A 1,528-nucleotide genomic window follows, 5' to 3' on the forward strand; every position below is an offset into this window, starting at 1 on the left:
TTATTGAATTTATTAGTGTTTTTTTACTGATTTGCTGATATTTACCTTTAAATGGCTTTTGAAATTCGATAAAATGGTAATCTATTTTTAAGATTTGTCTGTCAACCAGTTAGGTACGACCATGTTGGCCAGTTACTTTCCCGTCCTCGTATTCATCCTCGTCGGCCTTGCGGCCGGTGTGCTGTTTATCCTGCTCGGCACAATTTTAGGCCCGAAACGCCACTATGCCGAAAAAGACGCGGCTTACGAATGCGGTTTCGAAGCCTTTGAAAACGCAAGGATGAAGTTCGACGTGCGCTATTACCTCGTCGCCATCCTCTTCATCCTGTTTGATTTGGAGGTCGCGTTCATGTTGCCGTGGGCTGTCGTGTTCAAAGATTTGGGCGCATACGGCTTCTGGTCTATGCTGGTGTTTATCGTCGTTCTGACGGTAGGCTTTATTTACGAATGGAAAAAAGGTGCGCTGGAATGGGAATAGAAGGCGTTTTGAAAAAAGGTTTCATCACCACCAGCGCGGATACGGTGTTGAACTATATGCGTACCGGTTCATTGTGGCCGGTTACTTTCGGCTTGGCCTGCTGCGCCGTGGAAATGATGCATGCGGGTATGGCGCGTTATGACCTTGACCGTTTCGGCATCATTTTCCGTCCGTCCCCACGTCAGGCTGACCTGATGATTGTGGCAGGTACGTTGACCAACAAAATGGCGCCCGCCCTGCGCCGCGTATACGACCAGCTCGCCGAGCCGCGCTGGGTATTGTCTATGGGCTCGTGTGCCAACGGCGGCGGCTATTATCACTATTCTTATTCCGTTGTGCGCGGTGCCGACCGCGTCGTGCCGGTAGACGTTTATGTGCCGGGTTGTCCGCCGACTGCGGAAGCTCTGATTTACGGCCTGATTCAGCTCCAACAAAAAATCAAGCGCACTTCCACCATCGCGCGTGACGAGTAAGGAGAGGACGATATGGCAAGCATTCAAAACTTATACGAGACCGTCGTCGGCGTGCTTGGTGATCAGGCAAGCAAAGTCATTTCAGCTTTGGGCGAGATTACCGTCGAGTGTCTGCCCGAACACTATATTTCAGTCATGACCGCATTACGCGACCATGAAGAGTTGCATTTCGAGCTTCTGGTTGACTTGTGCGGTGTCGATTACAGCACTTACAAAAACGAAGTATGGCAAGGTAAACGCTTTGCCGTCGTCAGTCAGTTGCTTTCCGTTAAAAACAATCAACGCATCCGCGTACGCGTCTGGGTTTCAGACGACGACTTCCCCGTAGTCGAGTCTGTAGTCGATATTTACAACAGTGCGGATTGGTACGAGCGCGAAGCCTTCGATATGTACGGCATCATGTTCAACAACCATCCCGACCTGCGCCGCATTCTGACCGATTACGGCTTCGTCGGACATCCGTTCCGCAAAGACTTCCCGATTTCCGGCTATGTGGAAATGCGTTACGACGAAGAGCAAAAACGCGTGATTTACCAACCTGTTACCATTGAGCCGCGCGAGATCACGCCGCGTATCG

The 1,528-nt window shown here is 50.7% G+C and carries 3 protein-coding genes; all 3 read left to right on the forward strand.

What is annotated here, in order from left to right; translation table 11 throughout:
- The first annotated feature begins 121 nt into the window (after positions 1-121).
- Positions 122-478: an NADH-quinone oxidoreductase subunit A gene (locus ACTHUT_RS20290; RefSeq protein ID WP_003686600.1), complete on the forward strand. Its 357-nt coding sequence runs from the start codon at positions 122-124 to the stop codon at positions 476-478.
- A complete protein-coding gene (locus tag ACTHUT_RS20295; RefSeq protein WP_002215610.1) occupies positions 469-951 on the forward strand; it encodes a NuoB/complex I 20 kDa subunit family protein in 483 nt (160 codons plus the stop codon). Before ACTHUT_RS20290 ends, ACTHUT_RS20295 begins: the two co-directional genes overlap by 10 nt.
- A 12-nt stretch (positions 952-963) precedes the next feature.
- On the forward strand, positions 964-1,528 hold a 565-nt coding region (locus ACTHUT_RS20300), incomplete at its 3' end, for an NADH-quinone oxidoreductase subunit C (protein WP_440419602.1).

The organism is Neisseria sp. P0022.S010 (assembly GCF_051956635.1).

Coding starts and splice junctions, on each gene's coding strand:
- ACTHUT_RS20290 (WP_003686600.1), top strand. CDS start 122: ATGTTGGCCAGTTACTTTCCCGTCCTCGTATTCATCCTCGTCGGCCTT.
- ACTHUT_RS20295 (WP_002215610.1), top strand. CDS start 469: ATGGGAATAGAAGGCGTTTTGAAAAAAGGTTTCATCACCACCAGCGCG.